This window comes from Frankia sp. CcI49 (genome assembly GCF_001983215.1).
Lineage (GTDB): Bacteria > Actinomycetota > Actinomycetes > Frankiales > Frankiaceae > Parafrankia > Parafrankia irregularis.
This window is the reverse complement of the sequence record NZ_MOWP01000028.1, coordinates 1-22,142: the sequence shown is the minus strand read 5'-3', so window position 1 is coordinate 22,142 and position 22,142 is coordinate 1. Positions and strand designations below refer to the sequence as shown.

Here is a 22,142-nt window from a genome sequence, read left to right as displayed (position 1 = left end):
GCAGGCCCCTGCCCTAGGCCTCTGGGGCAGCAGGCCCGGGTCAGGTCCGGATCAGGCCCGCGGCGACTCGTCCGCGGGCTGCTGGTGGGGGCTCTGGGAACCGGGCTCCGGGGAATCGGGGGCCCGGCGGGGTCCGGGCAGGTCGGCGTGCGGTGCGGACGCCCCGTGCGCTGCCGAAGCGGGCTGCAGGGCCTCGGGCAGGCCGTCGCCGCGGAAGGCCCGCTCGGTGGGCCCGCCGGCGAGCGTGTCGACGGCGAGGATGACCGCGGCCGCGGTCCAGGTCGACTGCTCCTCCGGCCAGTGGCACTGGGCCACGAACTGCCAGCCGGTCCAGTAGGCGCCGTCCGCGGTGCGCAGATGCTGCATGTTGCGCACCATCCGGGCGGCCTCGTCGGACTCGCCGGCGAGGTGCAGCGCGATGGCCAGCTCGCAGGTCTCCGCACCGGTGACCCACGGCTCGTCGTCGACACAGCGGATGCCCAGGTCGTCCACCACGAAGTCGTCCCAGCGGCTGCGTAGCCGGGCTCGCGCCTCCGCGCCGTGCAGCGCGCCGCCGATCACCGGGTAGTACCAGTCCATCGACCAGCGATCCCGGGAGATGAAGTTCTCCGGGTGGTGGCGCAGGGCGTGCCACAGCCGGCCCGCGGCCAGCTCCCAGTCAGGTTGCGGATCGTCGACGAGCGCTGCCAGCCCGAGCCCGCAGCGCAGGCTGTGCAGGGTGGACGAACATCCCGTCAGCAGCGCCTCGGGGTAGTCGTTCCCGGCGGCGTCGCGGGCCCACCAGATCTGGCCGGCGGGCGCCTGCATGTCCACGACGAAGTCGAGCGCGGCCCGGGCGACCGGCCACAGCTGGTCGACGAACGCCCGGTCGCCGGTGGCGAGCCAGCGGTGCCAGAGCGCGGTCGCCACGTAGGCGCACTGGTTGTTGTCGGCGAAGTCCTCCGTGATGACGCCGCCGACGGTCTTGGCCGGCCAGGAGCCGTCCGGGCGCTGCTTGCGGCGCAGCCAGTCCCAGGCGGCGTCGGCGGCGTCGAGGCGCCCGGCGATCAGCAGTGCCATCGCGCATTCCAGATGGTCCCAGGCGTCGGTGTGCCCGCCCGGGAACCACGGGATGGCCCCGTCGGGCTCCTGGGCGGCCGCTATGGCGTCCGCGGTGGCACGTAGCTGCGCGGCGTCGAGGATCGGTCCGGTCGGCGAGGCATCAGGCGAGGCGTCAGGCGAGGCGTCACTCGCCGGCACGCGGGCCCCCCACGGTGAGGTGATCACCTGCCGAGCGATCGGACGTCCGGGCCGGTGGTTGCACTCGTGGTTTGCGCAGGTACAGCACCAGGCTCTTGCCCAGGACCGGGTTGAGCAGCTGTTCCGTCCGGCGGGTGATCGCCGGCTGGCGCATCATGTCCCAGACCAGCAGCCGGTGGTAGAGCTTTGTGGCCCGATGGTTGTCGTCGTGCACACCGACCAGGCACCGCAGCCACCAGTACGGGGCGTGCAGCGCGTGCGCGCGGTGCTGGCCGATCAGGTCCAGGCCACCCGCGCGCAGCTTCGTGACGAGGTCGTCCTGGCGGTAGATGCGGACGTGGCCGCCCTCGACGTTGTGGTAGTCGTCCGACAGCGCCCAGCAGATCCGCTCGGGGAAACGCGCGGGCACGGTGACCGCGGCGAGTCCGCCGGGGCGCAGCACGCGGGCCAGCTCGGCGATCGCGCCGGCGTCCGCGGGGAGGTGCTCCAGCACCTCGGCCGCGATGATCCGGTCGAAGGTGCCGTCCGCGAAGGGCAGCGACAGCGCGTCACCGCGCACCGCCCCCGCCTGCCCGCCCGGGGGCACCTGGTCCTCGGCGGCCATCGCGCCGAACATCGCGTTCACCCCGGCCACCTCGTCGGCCGAGTAGTCGAGTGCGATGACCCGGGCACCGCGGCGCAGCGCCTCGAACGAGTGCCGGCCGGCACCGCAGCCGAGGTCGAGGACGAGGGCMTTCCCCGGGACGGGAAAGCGTTCGAAATCGACGGTCAGCATGCGGCGGATGCCTGGTTGTCGTGGCCGGCGGCCGGCCTGGCCTCGCGGAGCACCTTCTCGTACCAGGCGGCGGTGCCGGCCGCAGCGGCCTTCCAGGAGAACAGCTCCTCGACCCGGCGCCGGCCGGCGGCACCCATCCGCGCGCGCAGCTCGGGGTCGTCCTGCAGTGTCCTGATCGCGCCCGCGAGCGCGTCGGCGTCGCCCGGGGGCACCAGCAGCGCGGCCTCCCCGCTCGGCCCGGCCACCTCGGGCAGCGCGCCGGCGGTCGTCGCGACCAGCGGCAGCCCGCAGGCCATCTCCTCCACCGCGGGGAGGCTGAAGCCCTCGTAGAGCGAGGGCACCACGGCGACCTCGGCGGTGCGCAGCAGCTCGACCATCTCGGGCTGGGGCACATTGGACCGGAAGGTGACCGCCTCGGTGAGCCCGAGCTCGACGACTCGGCGCTGCGCCGCCCCGCCCTCCCGGACCTTCCCGATGCACACCAGGTGCGCCGGGCGCTCGACCCGCAGCTTCGCCAGCGCCTCCAACAGCACCATCAGGCCCTTGAGGGGGACGTCCGCGCTGGTGACCACCACGATCCGTCCCGGGACCCGGGTGCTGGCAGCGGCGGCCTGGTCGCCCTGGCCGTCCTGGTCGCCAGTGGGTCCGGCCGGGCTCGGGGTGAACACGTCGGACTCGACGCCGAGCGGAACGGTGTGCATCAGATCAAGCGGCACGTTCATGTCGGCGACGATCTCGTGCCGCGAGCTCTCCGACGGCACGACCACACCGTCGAGACCACGGGCTACCCGTCCCTGCATGGGCAGGAACGAGTACCAGCGACGAACACCGAGCCGGGCTCGTCGGCCGGTCGTCGCGGCCAGGTGCAGACGGCGGTCGACGGTGATCGGGTGGTGGATCGTGGAGACGACCGGGATCCTGTAGGGGCGCAGTGCCCGGCGCAGCGGCAACAGGCCGTAGCCCAGCGTCTGGTTGTCGTGGACGATGTCGAAGTCCGGCCGGCCCTGCCCGCGCCGCGGGCGCAGTGCCTCGAACGCCCGGATCGAGAACGCCAGTGGCTCGGAGAACTGCCCGGTGCGCATCATGCCGAACTCGGCCACGTCCGCCAGGGACCTGAACTCCCGGAACCCCGGCCAGCGGAACGGATCGCCGTCGCGGTAGAGGTCGAGGCTCGGCAGTTCGGTGAGTTCCACGCCCGGGTCGAGCACCGGGTAGGGCGGCCCACTCACAACGTGGACCTGGTGACCTAGCGTAACCAGTTCACGCGAGAGGTGCCGTACGTACACTCCCTGGCCACCACAGGTAGGCAGACTTCGGTACGACAACAACGCAATCCGCAACGGTGCGCCCTCCATCGCTCGCGGCCTCCTACGGGTCCCGCGAGCCCGTGGACAGCGCCGTTGCTGGAACACTAGGACATTAGGCGCCGATCTTCACGGAATCCGGATACTTTCGGCTGCTTTCGGGCAAATCCGGCTACTTAGCGTAGTTGGTGTCACGGCCGGCCCGGACGTCGTTGTCCGTACATTGGGCAGCCGGTTCCTTCGGGTACGAACCATCCGCGACCTGCCAAGTCCCGTCCTGGAGCAGGTCCGGCGACCCAGGCCGCGCCCCCGGCCGGGACCCGGTCCACCTCCCACGTCCTGCGGCTACGCTGTGTGGTTTCCGCTGGGCTGCGGTCAGACGCCTACCCTGGACGGATGGCTCCCGATGATCCGGCCGAGGACTGTTCGCGGCCGCGTCGGGGCCGCCCCCGGGACGCCACGATCGACGATCGGGTCCTGCGGGCCGCCGTCGAGGAGCTGGCCGACCAGGGTGTCGGCGGATTCAGCGTCAACAGCGTCGCGGCCCGCGCGGGAGTGGCGAAACGTGGCATCTACGCCCGCTGGCCCACCCGTGACGGACTGGTGCTCGCCGCCCTGGGCACGTTGGCCGCCGGTCTCGTGCCACCCCGGACCGGCTCGCTGCGCGCGGACCTGCTCAGACTGGCACCGCAGGTCGACGCCGTCTTCACCGAGCCGCGGATGTCGATCCTCGCCCGCTGCCTGGCCGAGCTCTCGCGTTATCCCGACCTGTACGCGGCCTTCCGGCGGGAGTCGGTGGACCGGTGCGCGGCAGCTGTCCAGGATGCCTTCCACGACGCCCGGCTGCGCGGCGAGACCCGGCCGGACCTGGACACCGATCTGGCCGCCAGTGCCTTCCTGGGCGTGCTGCTGACCCGGCAGGCGTTCGGACGGCAGGCGTTCGGCTACGGCAACCCACCCGGCAGCCCACCCGGCAGCCCGGACCCCGGCAGCCCGGACTCCGATGGGCCGGACCCCGATCGCCCGGACGGCACAGGTGGTCCGGACGCAGGTGGGCCGGACGCTGCTGGGCCGGTGACCGCCTTCCACCGCAGGCTCGTCGAATACTCCCTCGCCGCAGCCCGGGATTCCGCCCCCACCCTGCCCGTGGGTGGGTGACGTGGACGTCCTGGCCAGCGGCTGCGGTCACGGCCGCGGTCGCGATTGCACGGTTGTGGGGGGCGGCGCGGTCAGAGCCGCGAACAGCTGTCCGGCTCGGCCGTGCCGTCGGTGGCGAAGCGCGCGTTGATCCAGGCGGAGAGGTCCCGCATGGACGCGTTGACGACCGTGAGGTGATCGGCCAGCTGGTAGCGGCGGTACTCCACCGGGCCGCCAGCCGCGCACAGCGCGCGGACCACGTTGTCCGTGGTGGGCTGGCGGATCACGGTGTCCAGATCGCCCTGGAGCACGAGCTTCGGCGGCCCAGGCTTCTCCAGCTGCTGCCACTGACGTTCCAGGGCGCCGGCGAACGGCTCCGTGCGCAGTGGATCGCTGGTGAACACACTGGTGACGGACTCACCGGTGCTCGCCTGCAGAAGGTCGATCGCGCACCGGTTGTGCGCCACGGCGCTCAGCCTCCGGCCGGTGGCGGTGAGCAGGCCCGCCGGGTTGACAGCCGGATCGGCGGCGGTGACACCCAGCACCGCGAGCAGCAGGTAGCCGACGCCCCCCGGCGTCGCCAGCAGCTCACGCAGGGACGTCCGCACATCGGCCAGGGGCGCGGTCGCCGCTACCCCACGAACCCGCAGGTCAGGCGCGTAGGCGGCGGCGAGACCACTGGCGGCGAGCACCGCCTGGCCGCCCTGCGAATACCCCCAGAGGACGACATCACGGCCCACCTGGGCGGCGGTGAGGGAGCGCGCGGCCCGGGCGGCGTCCAGAACTGCCTTCCCCTCGACGTCGGCCACGTAGATCGGATGCTCACCGGGCCCGCCGAGGCCGGTGTAGTCGGTGATGGCCAGGACGTTCCCATCCCTGGCGAGCTGGAGCGTCCCGCCGACGGTGGACAGCGGCGAGTCCGCTCTCGACGGGGCGCAGCTGTCGTTGATCCCGGTGGTCCCGTGGCCGAACGCGACCAGCTGGCGGCCAGCGGGCGGAACGGGCGTGCCTGCCGCCGGGGCCACCACGAGACCCGTGACGAGCCGGTCCTCCCCGTCCGGACCGGTGGAGTGGTACAGCATCCGCCAGGCCCGCAGGCCGTCCGGCGCGGTCACCGGGGCGGTCGACACCAGCTCACCGGGCTTCCCGGCGGGCAGGTCGGCGAGGTCCTCGGATCCGGTGCGGCCGTTGACGGTGAGGTCCTTCAGGCCGTAGCCGCTCAGCTGGTAGCTGGCGGTGGAGGGCGCCGTTCCGGTTGCCCTGGGCTGATTCGTCGTTTTGGACGTCCTCGTCGGCGCGGTGGCCGACGCCACTGTCGGTGCTGTTGGACGCAGGGCTGTGGCGGAGGTCGAGCGCGCGGTGCAGGCCGCGAGTGGCGTGGCCAGAGCGGTGACGCCGAGGGTGAGGCAGAGGAGACGGATCCGGGGTCTCGTCACCCCGAAAGGTTATGGGTGCTTTGCCAGGGTCGGCACCATCTGAGCGTCAGCTGTGTTTCCGCTGTCCCGCTGCCCGCCCGCTGCCCGCCTGCTGCCCGTCTGCCGTGCACCTGCCGTCCGCCCGCTGTCCCGGTGGGTTTCGGGCCCGGCCCGAGGCCGGAGCGGAGCCGCCCCGTGGACGTGAGACCCTGGATTTACCTACGGCGCTGCCGCGCGCGGTCCGTTCGATCCCCAGGAGGCCCTCGACAGTGACCACGTTCGCGTCGAACACCCTGGCCCTCGGGCCGGACGCAATCAGCGCTGACAGCCTGGCCAAGGCTGGCCTCGTCATGGTCCTGCTGATCGTCTTCGCCGAATCCGGGCTGTTGGTGGGGTTCTTCCTCCCCGGCGACTCCATGCTGTTCACGCTGGGTCTACTGATCTCGCGGGATGAGGTGTCCACGCCGCTGTGGCTGGCCTGTGCGCTGATCGCCGTCGCCGCCATCGCGGGTGACCAGGTCGGCTATCTCTTCGGCCGAAAGGTCGGGCCGGCACTGTTCCGGCGCCAGGACTCGCGGTTGTTCAAACAGGAGTACGTCGACCAGGCACAGGAGTTCTTCGAGAAGCACGGCCCCCGGTCGATCGTGCTGGCCAGGTTCGTCCCGATCGTGCGGACGTTCACCCCGGTGATCGCCGGCGTGGGCCGCATGCACTACCGGACCTTCGTGACCTTCAATGTGATCGGCGGGCTGCTCTGGGGCTGCGGCGTCACCGTTCTCGGCTATTACCTCGGGAAGATCGCCTTCGTTCGGGACAACGTCGAGGCGATGCTCATCCTGCTTGTGCTGGTCTCGGTGCTGCCGATCGGCGTGGAGTATCTGCGGGCTCGTCGCAGAAAGGCCGCCACCGCGGCCACCGGCAGTACCGGGGGCCAGCCCACGGGCACGGGCGCGAGTGGTGCGCACGATCCGGTCGCGGGCGGTCGGACCTACGCCGACCAGCTTGCGGGCACACCGGCGGGGCCGGGCGAGAGTGAGCAGACGATGCGAATCGAGCGGAACCCGCGGCGTGGAGGTGGCGGCAGGCATTCGGCGCCCCGGAACCGCTGAGCGTCGTCGCGCGGGCTGGTCGCCGGCGAGCCTGCCTCGCTCGGGATCGGCCCGCGCAACTGTGCCGGGCCGCTGTGCCGAGGGGCCACCCGAGCCGACAGCCGGGCGCGAAGGCCGGAAACGAAAAGGGTTCCGGCGGGCGACCCACTGATACGGGGGGATTCAGTGGGAGACACCCGCCGGAACACAGCTACCGTATCCGCCCGGTCGGCCCTACGTCGCGCCCACGGCCCAATTATCCCCGAAAAGATGATGAACTAGCGCAAGACGGGCATAGTGCGGTTACTTTCCGTGTCTGAAAGTCCACATTCTGGTTGCCCTGGGTGACGTTGGGTGGCGATCAGAGAGCGTCCATGCCTCGCTCCCCGGTACGGATCCGGACAAGACCCTCCACCGGCAGGACCCAGATCTTGCCGGCCCCGCTGCTTGCCGACGCCGCCGCCCGCCGGATGACGTTCACCACATCAGTCGCGTCGACGTCGGGCACGATCAGCTCAAGCCGGACGTTGCTCACGGATTCGTCATGGAAGACGTTGCCTCGATACGCCTGTGTACGCCAGAGCTCGAGGCCGAAGCCCGTAACCTGACTCAGGGTCATTCCTTGTACCCCGAACGTCGTCAGTGCGGCGCGGACATCATCCACSCGGTGCGGGCGCAGGATCGCCGTCACGAGCTTCAAGACCCGGCTCCACCTCTGGTGGCGTAATGATGTTTCATCGCGGAGAAGCGTAAAGCCCACAGATGACAACGCGGTCTCGCGATTGTCATCCAATCCGGCGGATGCCCGTCAATGCGGGCGTCATCCGATCTCGACGAGAGGACCGACCGATGTCCCTGCTGGACCGGAACACCGCACCGGACCCGCTCGACCTGCTGCCCGCCCTGCCCTCGTTCGCCCTGACCAGCAGCGACATAACGGATGGCAGCCCGCTCGGCCTGGACCAGGTGTACGGGGGTGCGGGCGGCGCGGACCTGTCGCCGCAGCTGTCCTGGAGCGGCTTCCCGGCAGAGACCAAGAGCTTCGCCGTAACCTGCTTCGACCCCGACGCGCCCACCGGCAGCGGTTTCTGGCACTGGGTGCTCGTCGACATCCCGGCGGACGTCACGGAGCTGGCCACCGGTGCCGCCAGCGGTGACCTGTCCGGTCTTCCCGCGGGCTCGTACCACGTCCGCAGCGACTGGGGGACGCCGAACTACGGCGGTGCCGCTCCCCCCGAGGGCGACCGCCCGCACCGTTACGTCTTTGTGGTCCATGCCGTCGACGTGCCGAAGCTCGAGATCGACGCGAGCGTGGCCCCGGCCGTCGTCGGCTTCAACCTCACCTTCCACACCCTGGCTCGGGGCGTCCTGCGGGCGACCTACCAGCGCTGAACCTCAGTCGCCCCCACCCCAGGGCGCGACCCCGGCAGCCGCTGCCGGCCACCCCGAACACGGTGGCCGGACGCCCGTCCTCGCAGGACGGGCTCCCGCGGATGTCGCCCCGGTCGCCGGTTACCTGGTCGCCCACGGTCGGCGCCGACCTGTTCGTCGGCGCTGACTTTCCTGTGCCTGTGTCTGGACGGTGATCCGACAGCGTTCGGCGTCGGCGCAGCGGTTTCACGCGCGATACGGTGAGCGGGTAGTGGCAGTCGACCAAGGGGAGTCGGTATGCGCAAGTTCACTCTCATCGCCGTGGCGGCGAGCGCCGGGGCTCTCCTCACCGCCGTCCGCCGCCGCCGCAACAAGGACGAGATCGACCTTTGGCGCGAGGCGACGGCCGCGCAGGGCACCCGCTGACCCATCCGTAGCGGCGAGTGCCGCTTCCTCATCCCGCCGGGCACCCTGCCGGGGTGGCGAAGTGGCGCTCGCGGCGAGCGAGGGGGGAGTCTGGTCCCCATGGCCACTCCCAGCGCGCCGCATTCGGACTCGCAGCCGGTGTCCTCCTCTGTCGTCCTCTCGGAGCCGCCGCAGCCTCCCGAGTACACGCCGTCCGCGGTGCCGCTCGACCGGCTGCTGGGCTGCGCACGTGCCCATGCGCGGCTGCTGGAGCTGCTGGCCCGGGTTGACGACGCCGTCGCGCGTCGCCCCTCACTACTTCCCGGCTGGACCGTCGGGCATCTGATCACCCATCTCGCACGAAACGCCGACAGCCACGCCGACATGCTCGACGCGGCGCGCGACGGGTATGTCGAGGATCAGTACCCGGGTGGCCCGGAGCAGCGGAACACCGCGATCGAGGCCGGCGCCGGCCGCCCGGCGCAGCAGCTGGTCGCCGACGTCGCCGATTCGGTGCGGCGCCTCGAACGGGCCTGGGACGACACCCACGTCAACACCTGGCGCGGCGGCCTCGGCCGGACGAGCACCCAGGGCAGCACCAGCCTCGCGGATCTCGTGTTCCTGCGATGGCGTGAGATCGAGGTCCACCTGGTCGATCTGGGCCTCACCGATCTCGGCGGCCCGAACTGGGGCGACCTGAGCCCGGCCTACATCGAGGCCGAATGGGCCTGGTCCACCCGCCGCCTGGTGGAACGGCTTCCGTCGGACGTCACGCTCCACCTCACACCAGGGGATCGCCCGTCGCTCGCCGCCGGGAGGGGCGCCCGGATCGTCCGGGTCGATCTCCCCGCCGGGGCAGCGCTGCGCTGGATGGCCGGCCGGGCCGAAGGCGACCCTGCCTGGCCTACCTTGGCCGCCTGGACCTGAGGAACCGGCGGCCAGCCTCGGTCAGGCCTGTTCCGCRTCCGTCCCCGGCTTCGCCCACTGTGGTCCGTCCGTGTCTCGTCGCTTCGTCCTCCCCCGCGCAGTCTGTCTGCCGCTTCGCCGTCGACAACAGCGGTAGCTCGCGGCCAACAGTCCCTCTGCGCGGACCGCAGCGCCTCGTTCACCCCGGCTCAGGTACCGCGGCGTGGGAGCCGGGACTCGATTGTGCGGCAGCCCGCAGGCATCCCTGTGATGGTGACCGTGCACGATATTTGCTTGTCGCAAAAGGTCGACGTTGCCCCTGTCTGTGGCTGCCCGAATCCGCGTACGAAAACTGCCCACGGTGACTGTCGAATCATTTTTCTTCAAAGAAAAATCTGTCGTTCACCTTGCGTGGCGATCGGTACATCGTCCGACGATTTCCAGGTCCGGTGAACGTTCACTTATTTTGCTTTGCAACAAAATAACGCACACTCCAGGGATGGTCATGGTTGGCGACGCTGACGACGGCCGGCGGTGGTCATGGTGAAACTATTTTGCTAGTCAGCAAACGTCGTCGATCGCCGGTCGTGAAAAGGGTCGGTGATGCGAACCCCTACCACCCCGGGTTTCTGTCGGATAATTTTGCTCATGCGCAAAATTCAACAGTACCCACCTGCAGTTTTGGCTGTACGAGGGCACCTTGATCCTCCGCGGTGACTGTCGCAGAAGTTCGATGAGTTTGCTTGGCATCAACCGGCATCTTTGACCATCGAGGGAATCCGGTGGACGATTTGCGCGCCGACCGCCCGAGGAGTTAGTTTACAACGTTTGCTAATTGACAAAATTTGACTGACTCCCAGTGGGGTTTCTGTCAAATTTTTGCTCGGAAGCCATCGACGGAGAGCGTCGCCGACGGGAACGAATTCCGAGATGGTCCCGGCGATCTACGGGCGTGATGGCTTACGCCAGCTCCTTGTCGTCGCGCTCGTCAATGGCGTGAGTGTAGAACGTTTGCTTATTAGCAATAGATGGCGGACTCCAAACTGGGCTCGGGCCATCGTCGCCGGGAGTACCCGCGTGCTGGCCGCGAGCAGGGTCGGTGCCCCTGCGGAACTCCCGTAGCTGCAGTGACTCCCATCGCCCAGGGGCTGCCGCCGCAGGCACCTTGTCGCCGCAGCCGCAGCCGCAGCCGTGCCTTGGGCGTCCCGCATCGGCCGTGCGGCCCACGCGGACGACGTGACCATCCCGCCGGAGCGGTCGCGCGAATCGGATGTGTCGCCACTGCCACGGAGAAGCCTCCGCACCGGATTCGGGTTGCGCGTGGACCTGTCGTCGTGGGGCCGAGGCCTGCTGCGCGAGGCCTGTGGTCAACGTGCGCTGGAGCGCGGGGCCACGCTGTCCACAGTTCGGTGGTCCACGGCGGGAACGATGACCGCTGGTGGGCATCGTGTGGATAAGTCTGGACCGTTTCTGCCTGCCGGCCGGCGCCTGCGCACAGGCCGCCAACCCGGGTTCGCTGCGGCGCGTGCCCTCGCAGCTGGCCGACGGAGCAACGAAGATCCCGCGCGAACCAGCCACACAGGCGGAGAACAGCTAACGATTTCCACCCATGGGTCTCGTTCACCCACGGCGAGGCCGAGCTCCGGCGGGCTTTCCACAGCTGTCGAACCGAACCGAGCCCCCCGCCGCGGAGCGGCAGCACGACCGAGACCGACCTGACGACGTCACTACCAACACACAAGCGCCATCGATGTCGTCGCGGCCCGGTGGGACTCAGGCCGACTCATCGCCGATGGCGTGGCGTGTTCCAGACATATTTCCAGACAACGTGCGTTGTGGCAATCATGGCACATTGCTCGCTTTATGTCTGTACCTCGGCACGGAATGGCGCCGAGAACTTGAACGCACTCCATATATGGGCAGCGTGCGCCGAGAGGGGTCGGGTTATCCACAATCTCGACCCACGCTGACACGAGGGGTGCACTCTGGTCGGCCTTGCATCGTTGAACCCGGCCTGAGCTGGCAGAACTGCCAAGATGATCACAACTTTGATCTACGGAGAGCCGTGGGTGGCGGGCCGGTGGAGCCGATCGAAGGGGCTGCCGCCTCGGCGGGCTGGGGGTACTGGCTGTGGACAACGCGGTGGTTGCCGCCCACGCCACGACCCCCGCCGCCGAAGATCAAGGGTGAAGAAACCTCGGCGGCAGGCGCCCCAGCGGTGAGCGATGCCGTAGTCTGGGGACGTTGGTCACCCGGATCTCGCGTCCTGGCGGCCAGACCCACGGGGGCGTAGCTCAACTGGCAGAGCACTGCCTTTGCAAGGCAGGGGTTAGGGGTTCAAGTCCCCTCGTCTCCACTCGCTGGCTGCTCGCCGGCCTCTGGTCGGCTTCGCCGAGGTTGGATGTCTGCCCGGGGGGCGACCCCCGGACCCCCGAGTGTCGGGCTTCGCCCGACCTGGCGGGGCCGGGATGATCGTTATGTGGCCAACCGTGTAGCAAAGCCGCTTCAGCGGTGCTCCCCGCCTGGTGTCCACAGCCGTCCTGCGGAGGAAGTCGTCTATGGCCTCGGTGGCGGCGTGCAGACGTTCGGGGACCCGTCGGAGTCATCAACCCCAGCAAGGGCTACACCGCCGGTGCGCTGCGAGGAGTGCCGGACACCGGTGTTGGCCGGCACTGGTGGTACAACCTGCGCGCGGTCGACCTCACCGTGGCGCAGCTGCCGGTCCAGATCGGCACGATCAGCCGACCTCCCGGTTGGTAGACACGGCGATGGTGGGCCCGGCTTTGACACCGGGCCTACCGCATGCGAGCCTAGGCGTCTAGCCCACCGGCCCCCTCGCGGGCCGGGTTTTTTCGTGCGCGGGCCGGCTCTACGACCTCATAGCCTGGACTGTCGCCTCCGAGGACGTGTCCCCCAGCCAACCTCCCATTGATCGCTCCGCGTGCGAGAACGAGCGAACGACCTGACCGCCGGGCCGCCTCCTCGCGTAGGTCAGGCATGCCCGCCTGCGGCAGGCATGCGCCGATGTGGTGCTGCCTCGGTCGGATGTGCGGGTACGGCGAGGTGACCAGGCGCTTAGGTGCTCAGTGCATCGGAGGATCACGGCGTTGTCCCGGCTGGGCCATCACCGGATGTAGATGCTGCCGGGAATGTGATGCGCAGGTCCAGTCCGCCGTCCTGCCTGGGGAGAGCGATGATCCGTGCGTGATGGCTGTCGGCGATGGCCTTGACGATCGTGAGACCGAGGCCGAACCCCCGACGGCCTGCGTCCCGTGTTCGGTCGGGCCGTCCGCGCCGGAAGGGTTCGAAGAGGCCGTTCACGTCATGGGCGAGCAGCAGCGGGCCGCTGTTCGCGATGGCCAGGTACATCTGGCCGGTGCCGGTGCCGGTGCCGGTGCCGGTGCCGATCTCGATCCAGCCGCCCGGAACATTGTGATTGACCGCGTTCTCGACCAGATTGCGGACGAGTTGGTGGAGCAGGATGGGATCGCCGAGCACCGGAGCGGTAGCCAGGTCGGCGGTGATCCGGGCGCTGGTCAGGGTGTCCGTGTTGGTGTGGGCGAGAACGTCGGCCGCGACGTCGGCTAGATCGACGGGGATCGGTTCGGTGAGTTCGTTGCCTCCGTCGGCGAGGGTCAGGAGCCGGTCGACGAGATCGGTGTTCCTGGTGTTGATGGCCAGCAGGCGGTCGGCGAAGTGGACGATGTCGGGGTGAGCGGTCGCCTTGGTCGCTTCGAGCTCGATCACGGCACGTTCCAGCGCGAGCGGGGTCCGCAGTTCGTGGGAGGCGCTTGCGACGAAGCGGCGCTGGCCATCGAAGGCGTGGTCGAGGGTTTCGAGCATGGCGTCGAAGGCATTGGCTAGCCGTCTGATGTCGTCGCTGTGTCCGGTCAGCGCGATCCGCTGGCTGAGGTCGCGGTGCGGGCCGGTGGACCGTGCGATCTGCTCGGCGGTGGCGGTGATGGCATCGAGTGGTCGCAGGCCGCGGYCTGCGATGATCCAGCCGGTGCCCGCGGTGGCGAGGCCTATGGCGAGGACGATGCCGCTTCCCCGAACGAGCAGTGTGTCGAGGGCGGCATTCCTGATCCTTTCCTCGTTGCCTCTGATCTGCTCGGCGAGGTCGTCGAGGCTGATTCGGCTCCCGCTGGGTGCGGTGATCGTCGCTTCGCCCGCCTGGCCGGCCCGCTGTCGAAGAGCGGCGATGCGGAAGTCGGAGTCCCCGGTGAGCTCGGCGTCGAGGCGGGCCTGGACGACCAGGTAGAGCAGCGTGAGGATGACCGCTCCGGCGAGGATCGACAGCGCGCCGTAGAGAATGGTGAGACGGGCGCGCAGGCTCAGGCTGTTCACGGTATGCGGTAACCGGCCGCCGGCAGTGTTTCGATCAGTTGTGGTGTGCCGAGCTTGCGGCGCAGTTTCATCACCGTCATGCGGACGGTGTTGGTGAAGGGATCGATGTTCTCGTCCCAGACCTTCTCCAGCAGCTGCTCAGCCGACAGAACACCGCCGGCGGCGCGGAGCAGTTCGACCAGGACCGCGTACTCCTTGTTCGTCAGAGTGACGAAATGGCCGTCTCGAGTGACGGTCCGGCTGGCCTGATCCACACGTAGGCCGGCGCGTTCGAGAATCGGAGCGGCGGCCGGCGCGGTGCGGCGGGCGAGAGCGTGCACGCGGGCGGACAACTCGGCCAGCGCGAACGGCTTCACGAGGTAGTCGTCGGCGCCGATCGCGAGCCCTTCGACCCGGGCGCGGACCGCCGAGGCGGCGGTCAGCATCAGGACCCGCGTTGATCGTCGGGCGGCGACGATCGCGCGGCAGACCTCATCGCCGTGCACGACGGGCAGGTCCCGGTCCAGAACGACGACGTCGTAGTCGTGAGTGGCGCATTTCTCCAGCGCCTCTTCGCCGTCGTAGGCCACGTCGACGGCGAACGACTCGCGTGTCAACGCCTCGCAGAGCGCACCGGCGAGCTCTGGTTCGTCCTCCACGACCATCACCCGAACCATCTGGTTTCCCCCTTCGCCTCGTCTGCGCCCCGGTGCGGTGCCCGTTCAGCATGGCGCCGCGGGCATAACCGTCGGATAACGAGCGGCCGCCGACGTTACGGCCTGGTTATCCGCAATGCCGTCCACTGGGCGCCGTAGTCGATATCGCTCAACCACGACGGAGGACACGGATGATCAGGACCACACTTCCGCTGGCAGTGGTGGCCACCGGCCTGAGCCTGGTGGTCATGGGGTTGGCCGGTTGCGGCTCCGGCGGTGGCGCGGCGCCGGTCGGGACGGTGTCCGGTGCCGGTGGCACTGGGGCACCGACGGTACAGACGTATGCACAGTGCATGCGCGACCACGACGTCGACATGGCTGACCCGGACCCGTCCACGGGAGTTCCGCAGTTCGGGGAGGGCGTCGACCCGAACAGTCCGGCCGTGAAGCAGGCGCTGGCCGCCTGCCAGGATCGGCTGCCCGCCGGCAGCCGGGGAGAACCGAACGACGCCGACCTCGGCGCCTATGTGGCCTTTGCGCAGTGCATGCGCGACAACGGCCTGCCGGGCTTCCCCGACCCCCAGCCCGGCTCGGCCGGCGGTCTGTTCGCCGGCGCGGACGTCGACCGCGACGACCCGGCGTTCCAGCAGGCGGCCCAGCAGTGCCAGGACATCCTCGACAACGCAGGCGCGTGACATGGCCGGGACCGGGGCAGGAGAGACCAGAACCAGTGAGACTTCCGTGACCGCCCCGCCGGCGGCTGTCGGGCGCAGGGCGGGCGGCCCGGATGTGCCCAGCGGGGCTTGGACACGGGCGGTGGTCGCACCGCTGGCTAGGAGATCGCTACGGCGCCTGCGGCGCCGCCGGCACCTGCTCGCCCTGGCAGGGGCGGGGGCGGGGGCCGTCACGCTGATCGCCGCTGCCGCGGTGGGCTTCGGTGGCAGCTCGTCGCCGCCGACCGGGCCGCTTCCCGCGGCGACCGCGGTGGTCCTACGCACGACCCTGACCCAGACCCAGCAGGTCGGTGGTCTGATCTCCTACGGCGAGCCGGTCGGACTCGTCGCGCAGCAACAGTCCGGAGTCCTCACCTGGATCGCTGCCCCGGGCACGACGGTGAAGATCGGCCAACCCGTGTACACGGTCGACAGCAGGCCGGTCATTCTCCTGCACGGCACCGCGACGCCGTACCGGACACTGGCCACGGGCACCTTGGGCCCGGATGTGAAGGAGCTCGAGACCAGCCTGAAGAACCTGGGCTACACCGGTTTCACCGTCGACGAAACCTTCGACGCCGCCACCGCCTCGGCTGTGCGGGTGTGGCAGGCCAAAAGTGGTCTGCCTGTCACAGGCACCGTCCCGCCTGACCAGATCTTCGTCCACGACGGCGACATCCGAGTCGCCCTCCAGGTCATCCCGGCCGGCAGCCGCCTGGGCCTGCAACCCAATCAGCAGGTCATCACCTACAGCGGCGCCACACAGGTGGCATCGATCCCACTGGACGTTTCGCTGCAACATCTCGTCCACACCGGAGATCCGGCGACCGTCACCCTTCCGACGGGCCAGCGTCTCGACGGCACGGTCAGCAGCGTCGGCGCCGTCGCACAGACCATCGAGGAGCAGGACAAGACCTTCATCACCGTGATCGTGTCGTTCGACGATCCCTCCGCGCTCGCCGGAGGCTTCGACTCGTCGCCGGTGACATTGGCAATCGTCACCGGGCAGCGGGCGAACGTGCTGACTGTTCCGATTACCGCGCTCCTCGCGAACCCCGATGGCGGGTACGCCGTCCAGGCGGTCCGGGACGGACGGCTGACGTTCGTGCCAGTGACGATCGGCATGTTCGCGGGCGGCAAGGTCGAGATCAGCGGAGCCGGGATCAGCGAAGGCCTCACCGTGCGGGTCGCCCAGTGAGCGCCGCGGTTGCCATCGTCGTCCTCGACCGGGTGTCCAGGTCCTTTGGCACGGTCAGCGCGCTGGCCGACGTCAGCCTGCGGATCAACGAGGGCGAGCTTGTCGGGATCGTCGGGCCGTCCGGGTCGGGCAAGTCGACGATGCTCCACCTGCTCGGCACCCTCGACCGGCCGACGACGGGAACCGTGACCGTCGACGGCCAACCGGTCCACGCGCTGAGTGACGACCAGCGTTCGGCGCTACGCGCGCAACGCATCGGGTTCATCTTCCAGCAGTTCCACCTCGCCTCGGGCGTGCCGGCGCTGGACAACGTGGCTGATGGGCTGTTGTACACCGGCGTGCGCCGTCCGGAACGGCTCGAACGTGCACGCGCCGCCCTTGACCGGGTTGGTCTCGGCCACCGGGTCCACCACCGGCCGCACCAACTGTCCGGCGGCGAACGCCAACGTGTCGCAATCGCCCGCGCTGTCGTCGGCGAGCCCGCACTGCTGCTTGCCGACGAACCCACCGGCAACCTCGACTCCTCGTCCGGATCAGAGGTGATGGCCCTGCTACAACAGCTCCGCTCCGCCGGAACCACCGTCGTGATCATCACGCATGACCGCGACATCGCCGCCGCCCTGCCACGACGCATCGAGATGCGGGACGGCCACAAAGTCGGCGACAGCGGAGACATCCGGACACCTCAGGGAGCCCGTGCATGACCGCCACCCGATCAACGACTGATGCGTCTACTCGGGGCGGCATCCTGGCGACGGACAGGACCGGACATGTGACCCACCGGGGGCTGGTGCCGGACGCCACCCTGGTCCTGCGCCCGGTCCGGCTCACCGCGCCGGACCTCATCCGCGTCGGCTCCTCCGGACTTCGCTCCCGACCGATGCGTGTCGCACTGTCCGCCCTGGGCATCGCGATCGGCATCGCGGCCATGATCTCGGTAATCGGTATCTCCTCCTCGAGCCGGGAGGCCTTCCACCGCCAGATCGCCGCACTTGGTACCAACCTGCTCACTGTCAGTCCCGGCCAGAGCCTCTTCGGCGACCAGGCGCACCTCCCGACCGAGGCAGTCGCGATGATCGGCGCGATCGGCCACGTCGAGTCGATCAGTGCCACCGGCCTGGTGCCGGACGCCAAGGTCTATCGCAACGACCACATCCCGGCCGCGGAATCCGGCGGTATCGCCGTGCTGGCAACCAGGCTGGACCTGCTTCACACCGTCGGGGCCGACATCGTCGCCGGCACCTACCTCAACGAGGCGACCCAGCACTATCCCGCCGTGGTCCTCGGATCGGACGCAGCAGCCCACCTGGGCGTCGACTCGACCGGACCGGACCAGCAGATCCACCTCGGTGGCCAGTGGTTCACCGTCGTCGGCATCCTCGCCCCCGTCGGCCTCGCCCCCGAACTCGACCGCGCCGCCCTCGTCGGCTGGCCCGTCGCCGCCGACCTGCTCGGCTTCGACAGCTTCCCGACCACCCTGTACACCCGCACAGACCCCGGGAACGTCGAGGCCGTACAGACGTTGCTCGCCCGCACCGCCAACCCGACCGCCCCCAACGAGGTCGACGTCTCACGTCCTTCCGACGCCCTCGCCGCACAGCACGCGGCCGACTCCACCCTCGGCGGGCTCCTGCTCGGCCTCGGGTCAGTCGCACTGCTCGTCGGCGGCATCGGGGTCGCGAACACCATGGTCATCTCAGTACTCGAACGACGAGGCGAGATAGGACTTCGCCGCGCGCTCGGCGCCACCCGCGGGGACATCCGCAACCAGTTCCTCGCCGAGGCGCTTCTCCTGTCCGCCCTCGGCGGGATCACGGGTCTCATCCTCGGCACCGGCGTCACCACGTGCTACGCCACCATTCAAGCCTGGCCTACCGTCGTCCCGTCCTGGGCGATGCTCCTCGCCTTCAGCGCCACCATCGTCATCGGCGCGGCCGCCGGGATCTACCCCGCCACCCGCGCCTCCCGCCTCCAACCCACCGAAGCACTCACCGCGCCCTGAGACACCAGGGCACCGGGACGCTGACGAACGGCGCCGCGTCGCAGGGCCGCCTACCTGGCGGCGCCGACTACCTGGCGGCGCCGGCCCGGTCGGGCAGCGAATTCTCGATCCGGTGCTGGATGCTGCGGTTGAGGCGGCTCAACGAGCGGACGAGTTCGCTGATCTCGGTGGGGTCCCAGTCGGTGAGGACCCGCTCCAGGCCGCGTACCGACCATGAGCGGTGCTGGTCAAGCCGTTCCCTGCCGTGCGGGGTGAGCCGGAACATCCGCGCCATTCCACCGGCGGGGTCGAGGATGCGCTCGACGAGCCCGGCGCGCAGCATGGCCGCGGTCTGCCGGTTCACGGTGGACGCGTTGAGCCGGAAGGTCTCGGCCAGCTGCCCGATGGACTGTGGGCCCGCGCTCTCGAGCCGGCCCATGAGGAGATACGCACTGCGTTCCAGCTGTTGGCTGCCCGGATCCCAGCCACCGGCGAACGCTCCCATCGACGGGTGACGCGTCAGGAGCACAAGCTCGTGTTCGAGCTGGGCGATCTCCCGTTCACTCAATTCCCGTCTCCTCCTTCGGCCGACAGACAGGCCACCCGCAGGTGTGCCGCCTTCCTATCAATGTGCCGCTTCACAGGCGATTCAATGCGCCGCTTAACGGGTGATCGGAGCAGGCGCAGCCACCGGGGCCGCGGCCGGAGCGGAAGCTGCGGCGGCGGCCGGGACGGGGGTTTCGGGGACGGGGGCTTGCAGCCTCGGGATGGCCAGCTCCACGAGCGCGGCCAGGGCCGCGCTGCCGGCGCAGATCGCCAGGCACACCCGGATGCCGTTCTCCGCCGGGACGGCAGTCGTGCCGATCCTGATCGTCATCTGGCCGAGAACGAGGCCCACCACCGTGCTGGCGGTGGACGTCCCCAGCGAGCGGGCCAGGGAGTTGAGGCCGTTGGCCGCGGCGGTCGCCGACCGGGGCACCGACCTCATGATCAGGGTCGGTGTGGCGGCGTAGGCGAAGCCGACGCCGGCGCTGTTCACGATGCCGAACAGCGTGACGCCCCAGGCGGTGCCGATGAGAAGCTGCGCCAGGACGTTGCCGAAGCAGATGGTCATAGTGCCCAGCAGCAGGCAGGTCCTGGGCCCGCGGACCTGCGCCAGCCGCGCGGCGAGCGGTGAGACCGTCATCATCGCCAGGCCTCCGGGCGCCATCAGCAGCCCGGCTTCGAGCATGGACAGCCCCTGCCCGTAGCCGGTGGCGGTGGGCAGCTGAAGCATCTGAGGCCCGAGCAGACTCGTGGAGTACATCGCGAAGCCGACGACGATGGTCGCGAGGTTGGTCATCAGCACCGGGCGGCGGGCGCTGGTGCGCAGGTCCACGATGGGTGACGGGGCACGCAGCTCCCAGGCGCCCCAGAGTACCAGTACGGTCAGTGAGCCGACGAAGAGGCACAGGACGGTTGCGCTCGTCCAGCCCCACTCGGCGCCCTTGGAGATCGCGAGCAGCAACGCGACCAGCCCCACGGACAGGCCGACGGCCCCCTTGGCGTCGAACCGCTGCCGAACGCGGACGGGGGACTCGGGCACCACCCTGGCGATCAGTACCGCGACGAGGGCCGACAGCGCGGCGGCGAACCAGAACAGCGCGTGCCAGCCCAGATGCTGGGCGATGACCGCGGACAGCGGCAGGCCCAGCGCGCCACCCACACCGAGCGACGAGCTCATCAGCGCGACCGCTCGCCCGAGCCGTTCGGGTGGCAGGACGTCCCGCATGATGCTCATGCCGAGCGGGATGAGCGAGATACCCAGGCCCTGCAGAACTCGTCCGACGATCACGGGTGCCAGTGACGAGCTCAGCGCGCACACCAGGGAGCCCGCCGACACGGACAGCAGGGCGACCAGCATCAGCCGGCGCTTGCCGTAGAGATCGCCGAGCCGGCCGAGCAGCGGGGTCGCGACGGCCGAGGTGAGCAGCGTCGCGGTGATCACCCAGGAGGTGTTGGAGACGCTGGTGTCGAGCAGCTCCGGCAGCCGTGGGATCAGCGGTATGACCAGGGTCTGCATCAGCGAGACCATGATTCCGGCGCCGGCGAGGACGCCCACGACACCGCGGCCGACCGGGGGCGTGCTGGCAGGAGTGCTCACCGGGACCAGCTCCGTTCGTGTGACCCTGACCATGGACGCGGTGCCTGTGCGCAGATGTGCACTATGCATGAGTAGCGCAGAGTGCAGGTGCCGTGCATTGTGCATGTGTCGTGTGACACGCATGTGCTGCCGACGTCGCGTCCAGGTGCGGTGCCCCGCCGAAGCTGACGGGGCACCGGGTTCAGTTCGGCGTTGGAGCCGGTTCTGAAGTGGAGCTGGTTCTGGCGTGGAGCTGGTTCTGACGTGGGGCTGGGCGGGGCCGCCGTCCGGTCAGGCGCCCTTGGTGGGGACGAGCGCGACGACCGGTATGACCCGGGACGTCAGCTCCTGGTAGTGCTCGAACTGCGGGTTACGCGCCGCCTGGCGCTTGTAGATCGAGCTGCGCTCGCCGCCGTGCAGCTCGATGGCGGTCACCTGCAGCACCTGGCCGTCGACCTCGATGGTGGCGGCCGGGTTGGCCCGCAACTGGCCCAGYCAGCTGGGATCCTCGTCGGCGCCGTCGTTGGCGGCGAAGACGTAGTAGCGGCCCTTGTCGAGGTAGAAGTTCAGCGGGCACACGTGCGGTGACCCGTCCGGCTCGGGGCCGCTGTCCAGGAGCAGCAGTGTGGCGCCCTCGAAGAGGCCCGCAGGTCGGCCCCCGTTGGCCCGGAACTCCTCGATGAATTCCTTGATCTCCTGCGCGCTGTACATCTTCCTGCTCATCAGCCCGCCTCTGCGTGGATGCCGATCCCTGACGCGGTGTCGGGATCTTCGGAGAAAAGCACCCTGGTTACGTCCCGGACCCAGGCCACCACCGTGCGACGTTCTTCACGTGGTGGGCGCGGCGCACGGCGCCTCGGCGGTGCCTTTACGGCGCCTGATCGATGGCGCCCGCGCGGCCGGTGGGTCACTGTTGGAGATGGATGGCGACCTGGCCGGCCGGCCGGACGGGGATCGGCGGGGGAATCGGTCGGCTTTCCGTCGCGCCGGGCTGGCATGACGCATCGACACAATGCGACTACGAGACGCATATTCCATGCCGGTGCTGGCCGGTTTCGCGGGTTTCCTGGCCGACTGTGCGGAGACGGTCAGGAGCGGGGAGCGTAGAAGTAATGGTGTGGTCGGGAGCACACTCCCGGACGGGAGGTCGAGGAGGCCCATGAACATCGACGACATGATCCTGGTGAGCATCGACGACCACGTGGTCGAGCCGCCCGACATGTTCAAGAACCACGTTCCGGCGAAGCTCGCCGACCAGGCGCCGCATGTCGTGCGCAACGACAAGGGCGTCGACCAGTGGATCTACCAGGGTCGGGTCACCGGTGTCAGCGGCCTGAACGCCGTCGTCTCCTGGCCCGCCGAGGAGTGGGGCAAGGACCCGGCCGGGTTCGCGGAGATGCGCCCGGGTGTGTACGACATCCATGACCGGGTGCGGGACATGGACCGCAACGGCATTCTGGCCTCGATGTGCTTCCCGACCTTCGCGGGGTTCTCGGCCGGGCACCT

At 69.6% G+C, this 22,142-nt stretch carries 19 protein-coding genes, 1 tRNA gene and 1 pseudogene; 11 read left to right on the top strand and 10 right to left on the bottom strand.

Annotated features, from left to right (window positions below):
• Positions 1-51 precede the first annotated feature (51 nt).
• The 3 genes from CcI49_RS25060 to CcI49_RS25050 are packed head-to-tail and all read right to left on the bottom strand — an operon-like array spanning position 52 to position 3,369.
• Positions 52-1,182: a hypothetical protein gene (locus tag CcI49_RS25060; RefSeq protein ID WP_116437504.1), complete on the bottom strand. Its 1,131-nt coding sequence runs from the start codon at positions 1,180-1,182 to the stop codon at positions 52-54.
• Between the two features lie 43 nt (positions 1,183-1,225).
• Positions 1,226-2,014, bottom strand: coding sequence for a class I SAM-dependent methyltransferase (locus tag CcI49_RS25055; protein WP_076829894.1), 789 nt, complete (start codon positions 2,012-2,014; stop codon positions 1,226-1,228).
• Positions 2,008-3,369 carry a glycosyltransferase family 4 protein gene (locus CcI49_RS25050; RefSeq protein WP_076829892.1) on the bottom strand — a complete coding sequence of 454 codons (1,362 nt, stop codon included), beginning with the start codon at positions 3,367-3,369 and terminating at the stop codon, positions 2,008-2,010. Before CcI49_RS25050 ends, CcI49_RS25055 begins: the two co-directional genes overlap by 7 nt.
• Before the next feature lie 345 nt (positions 3,370-3,714).
• Here CcI49_RS25050 and CcI49_RS25045 point away from each other — a divergent pair, with 345 nt between their 5' ends.
• A complete protein-coding gene (locus tag CcI49_RS25045; RefSeq protein WP_076829888.1) occupies positions 3,715-4,476 on the top strand; it encodes a TetR/AcrR family transcriptional regulator in 762 nt (253 codons plus the stop codon).
• 71 nt (positions 4,477-4,547) lie between these two features.
• On the opposite strand, the gene CcI49_RS25040 is transcribed toward CcI49_RS25045, so the two are convergent.
• Positions 4,548-5,891 carry a lipase family protein gene (locus tag CcI49_RS25040; protein WP_054568862.1) on the bottom strand — a complete coding sequence of 448 codons (1,344 nt, stop codon included), beginning with the start codon at positions 5,889-5,891 and terminating at the stop codon, positions 4,548-4,550.
• A gap of 248 nt (positions 5,892-6,139) precedes the next feature.
• On the opposite strand from CcI49_RS25040, the gene CcI49_RS25035 reads away from it, so the two are divergent.
• A complete protein-coding gene (locus CcI49_RS25035) occupies positions 6,140-6,979 on the top strand; it encodes a VTT domain-containing protein (protein WP_054568863.1) in 840 nt (279 codons plus the stop codon).
• Positions 6,980-7,319: 340 nt separating this feature from the next.
• Here CcI49_RS25035 and CcI49_RS25030 read toward each other — a convergent pair whose 3' ends face one another.
• The gene (locus CcI49_RS25030) at positions 7,320-7,658 is read right to left on the bottom strand and encodes a P-II family nitrogen regulator (RefSeq protein ID WP_054568864.1); all 339 of its coding nucleotides are present in this window, start codon (positions 7,656-7,658) and stop codon (positions 7,320-7,322) included.
• A 149-nt stretch (positions 7,659-7,807) separates the two neighbouring features.
• On the opposite strand from CcI49_RS25030, the gene CcI49_RS25025 reads away from it, so the two are divergent.
• The 4 genes from CcI49_RS25025 (at position 7,808) to CcI49_RS25010 (ending at position 11,996) form a co-directional block, all read left to right on the top strand.
• Positions 7,808-8,350 (top strand): YbhB/YbcL family Raf kinase inhibitor-like protein, encoded by a 543-nt coding sequence (locus CcI49_RS25025; RefSeq protein WP_006538601.1) that lies wholly within the window; start codon positions 7,808-7,810, stop codon positions 8,348-8,350.
• Positions 8,351-8,626: 276 nt separating this feature from the next.
• On the top strand, positions 8,627-8,755 hold the full coding sequence (locus tag CcI49_RS25020; RefSeq protein WP_006538600.1) for a DLW-39 family protein: 129 nt from the start codon (positions 8,627-8,629) through the stop codon (positions 8,753-8,755).
• Between the two features lie 99 nt (positions 8,756-8,854).
• Positions 8,855-9,661: a maleylpyruvate isomerase N-terminal domain-containing protein gene (locus tag CcI49_RS25015; RefSeq protein ID WP_083473565.1), complete on the top strand. Its 807-nt coding sequence runs from the start codon at positions 8,855-8,857 to the stop codon at positions 9,659-9,661.
• 2,262 nt (positions 9,662-11,923) lie between these two features.
• A tRNA-Ala gene (locus tag CcI49_RS25010) sits at positions 11,924-11,996 on the top strand.
• Between the two features lie 743 nt (positions 11,997-12,739).
• Here CcI49_RS25010 and CcI49_RS25000 read toward each other — a convergent pair.
• Complete coding sequence (locus tag CcI49_RS25000; RefSeq protein WP_076829884.1) at positions 12,740-13,987, bottom strand: HAMP domain-containing sensor histidine kinase; 1,248 nt, start codon at positions 13,985-13,987, stop codon at positions 12,740-12,742.
• Positions 13,984-14,643, bottom strand: coding sequence for a response regulator transcription factor (locus tag CcI49_RS24995; RefSeq protein WP_116437496.1), 660 nt, complete (start codon positions 14,641-14,643; stop codon positions 13,984-13,986). Before CcI49_RS24995 ends, CcI49_RS25000 begins: the two co-directional genes overlap by 4 nt.
• Before the next feature lie 170 nt (positions 14,644-14,813).
• On the opposite strand from CcI49_RS24995, the gene CcI49_RS24990 reads away from it, so the two are divergent.
• The 4 genes from CcI49_RS24990 (at position 14,814) to CcI49_RS24975 (ending at position 18,535) form a co-directional block, all read left to right on the top strand.
• Complete coding sequence (locus CcI49_RS24990) at positions 14,814-15,317, top strand: hypothetical protein (protein ID WP_054568870.1); 504 nt, start codon at positions 14,814-14,816, stop codon at positions 15,315-15,317.
• A gap of 46 nt (positions 15,318-15,363) precedes the next feature.
• Positions 15,364-16,533, top strand: a complete 1,170-nt coding sequence (locus CcI49_RS24985; RefSeq protein ID WP_241840233.1) for a peptidoglycan-binding protein — start codon at positions 15,364-15,366, stop codon at positions 16,531-16,533.
• Positions 16,530-17,237, top strand: a complete 708-nt coding sequence (locus tag CcI49_RS24980; protein WP_076829876.1) for an ABC transporter ATP-binding protein — start codon at positions 16,530-16,532, stop codon at positions 17,235-17,237. The genes CcI49_RS24985 and CcI49_RS24980 overlap by 4 nt, the downstream gene beginning before the upstream one ends.
• A gap of 86 nt (positions 17,238-17,323) precedes the next feature.
• Positions 17,324-18,535, top strand: coding sequence for an ABC transporter permease (locus CcI49_RS24975; protein ID WP_076830199.1), 1,212 nt, complete (start codon positions 17,324-17,326; stop codon positions 18,533-18,535).
• A 67-nt stretch (positions 18,536-18,602) separates the two neighbouring features.
• Here CcI49_RS24975 and CcI49_RS24970 read toward each other — a convergent pair whose 3' ends face one another.
• The 3 genes from CcI49_RS24970 to CcI49_RS24960 all read right to left on the bottom strand — a co-directional run bounded on the left by CcI49_RS24970 (position 18,603) and on the right by CcI49_RS24960 (position 21,359).
• Positions 18,603-19,082, bottom strand: a complete 480-nt coding sequence (locus CcI49_RS24970) for a MarR family winged helix-turn-helix transcriptional regulator (protein WP_076829872.1) — start codon at positions 19,080-19,082, stop codon at positions 18,603-18,605.
• Between the two features lie 93 nt (positions 19,083-19,175).
• A complete protein-coding gene (locus CcI49_RS24965; RefSeq protein WP_241840232.1) occupies positions 19,176-20,657 on the bottom strand; it encodes an MFS transporter in 1,482 nt (493 codons plus the stop codon).
• Positions 20,658-20,927: 270 nt separating this feature from the next.
• Positions 20,928-21,359 carry a nitroreductase/quinone reductase family protein gene (locus CcI49_RS24960; protein WP_076829869.1) on the bottom strand — a complete coding sequence of 144 codons (432 nt, stop codon included), beginning with the start codon at positions 21,357-21,359 and terminating at the stop codon, positions 20,928-20,930.
• 436 nt (positions 21,360-21,795) lie between these two features.
• Between CcI49_RS24960 and CcI49_RS24955 the strand changes: the two are divergent.
• Positions 21,796-22,142, top strand: a pseudogene (locus CcI49_RS24955) (amidohydrolase); the annotation flags it as partial.